This window comes from Leuconostoc sp., assembly GCF_965300815.1.
On sequence record NZ_CBDKZH010000071.1, the window covers coordinates 1 to 6922 of the forward strand.

Below are 6922 nucleotides of genomic sequence, written 5' to 3' on the forward strand. Positions count from 1 at the left end.
ACAAAAAAGACCCAACCAGAAATTAATCTGATCGGGTCTTTTAGTTTATTCAGTTATAACTTAAGGAAAGCATCGGCATTAAACCAAATTTCTCCGTAGTGGCCGTACTTAATTCCAACGGCGTTGCTTGATGTATCATAATCATCAATCGTGCCATGGTTGTAATTTCCGTTGAACTTTAACGTGTCGTCAACTTTCGTTGCGGCTTGGTTCCCGCGCGTAACATTATCAACAATATCTAAAGGAATACCGTTGTTCGTCCAAGAAAAATCACGCCCACCCGCTAGATCATAATTGACTGCTTGCCAAATGCCGTTGACTTGCTTAATCTCATCGGCTCGGAATCCATTGTACGCAGTAAAGTTATTGCCTGCGTTCTTAAACGCTTGAATTGCCGATGTATTAGACACGGGTTGCGGTCGAGGCGCGACGACTGGTGCTATGTTATCCCCAATACCATTGACAATATCCGCGTTTAACTTATCACGAGACACTCCCCACTTAGCTAGGAACGCAATAGGGTCAGTATGGTCTGAACCATGTCCTGTGGCGCTTGCGTAGTTATGCGTTTTTGTCCCCGACGTGTTCTGGTTGTCAATTGTACTACCAGCTCCGGCCTCTTTTGCGAGTTGACGCGCTAACCAGATGTAGGCTGGATAAGCCTTGTTAAAATCGTCTTGCGAGCGGATAGAACCCTCTGCAAATTCGATTCATGCGTATCCGTCCCAATTCCAATCACCACCTAAGTCCCAGCCACCGCCATTTGTGTTCATCACTTGTCGAATATCAACTTCACCGTTCGTGATGCCAACCAGATGTGTATAATTAGCTTCATTATAATGCCCAGCTAAGTAGTCGCGTTCATTTTGAACACTGGCTCGCGGGTTGCCTGTTGAATGCAAATTGACTTGATTATATGTTGGAAACGTGGCGCTATTTAGAGCCACGTACCTGTTAGGAACGACAATATCTTGTTTAATTGTGTAACCCATAATATCTCCTATTCGCTGACTTTTTCTGGCGTATTTGCAACAACCGCCTCGGCTGCCTTTAAGTCGTCAGCTGATACAAGCGGCTTTACCTTGTCAAGTGAGCCGTCTGCCTTAGCTTTGGCGTACGCTTCTTGAATATAAGTAAGAATTTGCTGTTCGGTGAAATACTTGCCTAGTCCAGTTTTATCAAGGCGTTCTTTTAATGAAGCAGCAGCTGAATCTTGTTGTACTTGTCCGCCACCTAGAAAGGCTTGTGCTTGTAAGACTGCTTGGCTTGCTAAAGTAAGTGCTGTTTTAATGTGTTCGTTCTTCTGTGTAGCCGCACTAGCTTTTAAAAACCTAGATAGACCCAAACCACCACCCACGGCGATGAAGACATCAAATGCTGTTTTAACCCAATCATAAAAGTGATTCATAATTTTCTCCAAATAAAAAAGGACTAGTTGTCCTTGCGAAAAAGTGTCTTTAGTTGTTCGTCGTGATGCTACCTGCGCCCACAACAAAAGCGACGCAACAACTAGCCACATGATTTTGATTGCTATTTATTCAGGCGCTCGTTATGCTGAAATAGCAGGACTAACAAAAGATGACTTTGATTTTGAGAACAATACGATAAACATCAACAAGTCGTGGCAAGCAAATGACCAAGAATTTAAAGCTACGAAAACAAAGACTTCAAACCGTGTCATTGATATGCCGCATGACATCATGCTATTAGCTAAAGGTTGGACGTTTGGTGAGCGTTACGCCTTTGAAAGCACAACTGGTCTACCACCGACTAACAATGCCGTGAACAAGCAACTAAGACGGTATTTAGAGAAGAACGATAGTAAGATAATCACGTTCCACGGTTTACGGCATACACATGCTAGTTACTTGTTGTCTAAAGACATCGCCATTCAATACGTCAGTGAGAGATTAGGTCATGCTGACGTTAATATTACGTTGTCAGTCTATACTCATTTGCTTGATAAGAAAAGAAGTATTGAGACGCAAAAAGCGCTAGATGAATTGCAAAGATTGTAGCACTTTTTGTAGCACTACAACGTTTAAAAAGTGCCTTTGGATGAATTTAGACATATACATGTGAATACTGAAAACCATTGATACATCAACGTTTCGAAAGGTAAACCCACTCATACCAACGATACAGGACATCTATATAAAATAGCCGGGTGGATCATCATAACGCTAACTAGCCGCGTTAGTGGCTATTCTCATTAAAAAGTGCCAATCTCTAATCGAGATTGGCACTTTTTTTGATACAAGACAACTTACAAATCTTCTTTATCCACCGTCATGGCAGCTGGTTCTGGTGAGACCACTTGATGGCCAGTTTTGGTCATAATTTGTTCAAACAAGAAGCCTTCACGTAGCCCACTTTGTGAAAAGATCACTTGTCGACTCTCTGTAAAAAGCAGGATTTCAACTAATGGCAACAACCCACCAACGATGATATCCGCACGTTCCTTAGCTAAGCCGGGGATCTTTTTACGCCCATCTAACCCTTCGCTCAAAATATTGTCATAAATTGCCGCGACTTCACCAATGCTCATGTGATAGCCGTGAATGGGCATATCTTGGACTTTATTTTTTTTACGACTAATTTTGGCCAACGTTCGGTTGCTCCCGCCAAGGGCAATCAAAGGCATATTCACCGATTCCCGCAACCACGAAATATCACCAAACAATTGCCGTAACGACAAAATCGCACGGAACAATGCCGCGGCAGATACCTTATCGCGTTCAAGGTAAGCTTCTGAAATATTCACCGCTCCCACTGGCAAGCTCACCGCATGCACAGCCTGACGATTACGCACAAGTACCAATTCTGAGGAGGCACCACCAGTATCTAGAATCAAGGCATCATTGACTGAAAACGTATTAATAATACCGACATAGTCAAAATGCGCTTCTTCCTCACCAGACAGAATACGTAATGGAAAGCCCATGGTTTTCTCAAACTGTTCTAAAAACGCAGCTTGATTACTAGCCTGACGCACCGCTGCCGTCGCAACCGCATATGTTTCAAGCTTGGTTTGGTCGTAGTCTTTTAAGGCTTTTTTGAATTTTTCTAACGCGGTAATGGTCCGTTTAATCGCCTCTTCTTGTAAGACTTTATCCGATCCCATCCCCGCCGACAACCGCACCATTTCTTGAAAGCGCGCTAAGACTTCGTATGAGCCGTCACTATGGTAGCGACTCACCGTCATACGGACTGAGTTTGATCCTAAATCAATCACTGCAATTACTGTCATATGTCCCCTCAACCTTCTTCATTTACAAACGGGTTATTCAACGGTTCAAAACGTCGCGTCACTTCAGTTGCAGCCACCCGATCTTGGCTATTTTTCTGCGCTGTTAACGATTCTGCAATAAACATTTCTTGTGCCTTGTAGGTCATGACACCACGGCGATCTTTCTTCAAAAATGTGCCGTCCGGTTGTAACACTCGGGTTTTGACATTATCTTGCCACATCGTCTGGAAAATGTCACGTACTTGATCGCGTAAACGATCATCTTTAAGTGGAAAGAGTAATTCCACGCGACGATCAAGGTTACGTGTCATTAAATCGGCAGATGACAAATAAACTTTTGGTTGGCCACCATTTTCAAAACTATAAATCCGGCTATGTTCCAAAAAACGCCCAACAATCGAATGTACTTCAATCGTATCACTAACTTCTGGAATACCCACTTTTAAAATCGTAATACCGCGAATAATAAGCTGAATGGGCACCCCTGCACGACTCGCCTCATAAAGGTGGCGCACAATCCGTTCATCAGATAGTGAATTGAACTTCATTTTAATCCCGGCAGGGCGTCCCGCTTTAGCATTGGCAATTTCATTATCGATTTGTTCATATAAAAATTCACGAATACCATCTGGTGACATGTGTAATTGATGGAAAAATCCTGGGTCTGAATAACCTGTCAAAATGTTAAAAATCGAGGCAACATCAGCCCCAAGTTCTGGATCACTGGTTAACAGCCCCATATCCGTATAGAAATTTGCCGTGACATCATTATAATTACCCGTACCAAGATGGACATAACGTCGAATGGTATCATCTTCTCGTCTGACGATTAAAGCGACTTTAGCGTGGGTCTTTAATCCCCGCAGGCCGTAAACGACGTGGACACCTTGTCGCTCTAACTCACGCGCCCAATGAACGTTATTTTCTTCATCAAAACGCGCCTTAATTTCCACTAATACCGTGACTTGCTTACCACGTCGTGCGGCTTCACCCAACGCCTTAATAATGGGTGATTTCCCCGAAACACGATACAGCGTCATTTTAATCGCTAGCACTTGGTCATCTTGTGCTGCCGTTTGAATCAAACGTACCACTGGTTTAAACGCATCATAAGGGTGATGTAGTAGAAAATCTTGTTGGCGAATGCTGTCAAACAGTTTTTCTGGTACTAATGCCGGATTGTCAAACCCCTTAAAAGTCGGAAAACGCAATGTCGGGGCATCAAGTAGTTTCAACCAAGCCGTTAAAAAGGTCAAATCAACGGGGCCATTGACCAAATAAGTCCGGGCATCGTCGACTTGTAAGAGTTTAACCAGCTTGTTCTTCAGCGTCTTACTGGCCTCATGCGATAAGATCACCCGCATAATCCGGCCCCGTTCCCGTTCCTGCAGCTTTGACTGTACTTCTTGCAAAATATTGGGAGTGTCTTCGTCATCACTCACATCCAATTCCATATCCCGCAAGACATGAAAAACAGTCGATTCTTTAATCGTATAACCAGGAAAAAGTGAAGCCAAAAACAGCTGTACCACTACTTCTATCAGGACAAATTGATTCGTTTCCGGCAAGGCAATCACGCGCCCAGAAGTTTCCGGCACTTGGAGTACCGCCAAATACTTCTCAGATTTTTCATTGTCTTTTTGAAGACGTACCCCAATGTTCAACGTATCATTAGCTAGGAATGGAAATGGTCGTGTTGAGTCGATTGCCATCGGTGTTAAAACGGGCAGCAGCTCTTGTTCAAAAAAACTTTTCAAAAATATTTTTTGTTCCGTGGATAAATCTTCTGCCGATAGTAGTTCAAATCTTTGGCGTTTCAGTGCCGGTAATAATCGGCGATTTAACACCTGATACTGATCTTTAATTTGTTGCCCAACAACTTGCGCGACGTGATCTAACTGTGCCTTAGGTGTCTCACCGGTCGCGTCAACCCGATTATGCCCCAACATCACCTGCTGTTGTAAGCTCGCCACACGCACCATGAACCATTCGTCCATGTTCTTTTGCGTAATCGCTAAAAAATTGGCACGTTCCAGCAAAGGATTTTGCGGATCCCGTGCCTCAGCCAAAACGCGATCATTAAAAGCCAACCAGCTGATTTCACGATTGACATAAAATTTTGAGTGTTTCAAATCAACCATCAACTTCTCTTTCCTTTTCGTTTTAACACAATGGGTAAACCAAATACTGCCTCAAAAAAGCGCGCCTTCTGCGTAAAGACAAAAATTTCTAATTGCAGATCGGCTAATGTTTGGGCCGTAATCGTAATCTGATTCTCCCCGATTGAGACCGTTAACTGGGTAATTTTCTGTAAACGACTATCATCTAACGCGTCGGCTAATCGTAACAACGCGGCCAATTTTGCAATACGTAGGCGTTGCTGGGGTGAAAAGTCAGCAACTGTTCGTAAAGCGCTGTCCGGCGTTTCTGCACTATGATAGCGTGCAATTGCTGCAATCATACGTTGTTCTACCGTCGACAAGCCATAAAAGTCAACACCAGTTAAAATATCTTCAGAATACTGATAATGTTTTTGTGAATTAATAAAACTCCCAACATCATGCACGAGGGCCGCAACCATTAATAGCAAGCGGTCACGCGCTGTGAGATGATGGACTTTTTTGAGACGGTCAAATAATTGCGTCGCAAAAGTTAACACAATTTCACGATGCACTGGTTCAACCAAATAACGATCTGCAATACCACGTGCCGCCGTCACGATGTCCGCTTCCGCTTGTGCATCATTAACCGATAAACCATCTAAAACGGTAATATCACTAATTTGCAACGTGGACACCTGCAGCGCTGACATGACATGCAAAAGCAGTAACATTTCTGTGAGAATAAATGGCACATCATTAAAATCAACCGCATATTTTTCAATAATCGCTTGATCATTTAAATTAGCCAAATCATCCGCTAACGTTTGAATGATCACCTTTGACACACGAACACAATGTGCATGTTCCGGCAAGAATATCTGTTGCGCGGCACCAGCACCCAGTAAAATTAATGACTCTGCTGGCTGATAAGGTGGTAACATATGCCAAAAATCAGCTAATTTACTATTAATCAGTTCTCTGGCAAAAGCCGTTTCCTGTGCGACCCCGATAGCCATATCATGAATGGTTTGCGCCAATCGAATCGGCCCAACTGCTGAATGTTGCGAAAACACAAACCGTGCGTTGTTAAAATAACTCAGATCAAGTCGCGCAGAGCTCATGCCCAAAACAAAAAATTGACCGTCTGTCGCACTGACCTTTTGCTGTTGATAAGCTTGCCGTAGCGCTAATTGGCGATAAAAACTTTCTTGATTACCATTCAACCACTGTATTTTAAGCCCAGTTGCTGTTTCAATTTGATCAGCAAAATAAACCGCATTTTTCATTTGTGACAATGTTTCACTACCATATAATGTCACTTCTTTGACGGCATAATCACGTAATAATTGTTGAAATTTATGCACTTGCGCTAACGCACGTCGCATAATTTCCGTTGTGAAAATAGGTGCGTTAATATCAGTTTCACCAAAATCACGCGTTACTTTTTCAATTTTTTCCCCAGTTTTCTGATTAACGATCTGCAAGGCAGCCGAACTAGAATTTAATAAGATAATCCCCTGAATTGTTGCCATGTCCACCTCAAATGCTATCAATGTGATATTATCAGTTT

The 6922-nt window shown here is 42.9% G+C and carries 7 protein-coding genes; 1 reads left to right on the forward strand and 6 read right to left on the reverse strand.

Annotation, left to right across the window (positions count from 1 at the left end; genetic code table 11):
* Positions 1–53: 53 nt before the first annotated feature.
* The 3 genes from ACW12G_RS05550 to ACW12G_RS05560 all read right to left on the reverse strand — a co-directional run bounded on the left by ACW12G_RS05550 (position 54) and on the right by ACW12G_RS05560 (position 1408).
* Positions 54–494, reverse strand: coding sequence for a lytic exoenzyme target recognition domain-containing protein (locus tag ACW12G_RS05550; protein ID WP_455646891.1), 441 nt, complete (start codon positions 492–494; stop codon positions 54–56).
* Between the two features lie 216 nt (positions 495–710).
* Positions 711–992: a hypothetical protein gene (locus ACW12G_RS05555; RefSeq protein ID WP_455647465.1), complete on the reverse strand. Its 282-nt coding sequence runs from the start codon at positions 990–992 to the stop codon at positions 711–713.
* An 8-nt stretch (positions 993–1000) separates the two neighbouring features.
* Positions 1001–1408 (reverse strand): hypothetical protein, encoded by a 408-nt coding sequence (locus tag ACW12G_RS05560; protein ID WP_455646889.1) that lies wholly within the window; start codon positions 1406–1408, stop codon positions 1001–1003.
* Between the two features lie 43 nt (positions 1409–1451).
* Here ACW12G_RS05560 and ACW12G_RS05565 point away from each other — a divergent pair, with 43 nt between their 5' ends.
* Positions 1452–2018, forward strand: a complete 567-nt coding sequence (locus ACW12G_RS05565; protein WP_455646888.1) for a site-specific integrase — start codon at positions 1452–1454, stop codon at positions 2016–2018.
* Between the two features lie 248 nt (positions 2019–2266).
* On the opposite strand, the gene ACW12G_RS05570 is transcribed toward ACW12G_RS05565, so the two are convergent.
* From ACW12G_RS05570 to ACW12G_RS05580, 3 genes are read right to left on the reverse strand one after another with little or no spacing between them, the layout of a single operon-like run.
* The gene (locus ACW12G_RS05570) at positions 2267–3250 is read right to left on the reverse strand and encodes a Ppx/GppA family phosphatase (RefSeq protein ID WP_147000958.1); all 984 of its coding nucleotides are present in this window, start codon (positions 3248–3250) and stop codon (positions 2267–2269) included.
* Between the two features lie 8 nt (positions 3251–3258).
* Entirely contained in the window at positions 3259–5391 is a 2133-nt protein-coding gene (locus ACW12G_RS05575; RefSeq protein WP_455647466.1) for an RNA degradosome polyphosphate kinase, read from the reverse strand.
* Entirely contained in the window at positions 5391–6884 is a 1494-nt protein-coding gene (locus tag ACW12G_RS05580) for a Ppx/GppA phosphatase family protein (protein WP_455647467.1), read from the reverse strand. Before ACW12G_RS05580 ends, ACW12G_RS05575 begins: the two co-directional genes overlap by 1 nt.
* Between the last annotated feature and the right edge of the window lie 38 nt (positions 6885–6922).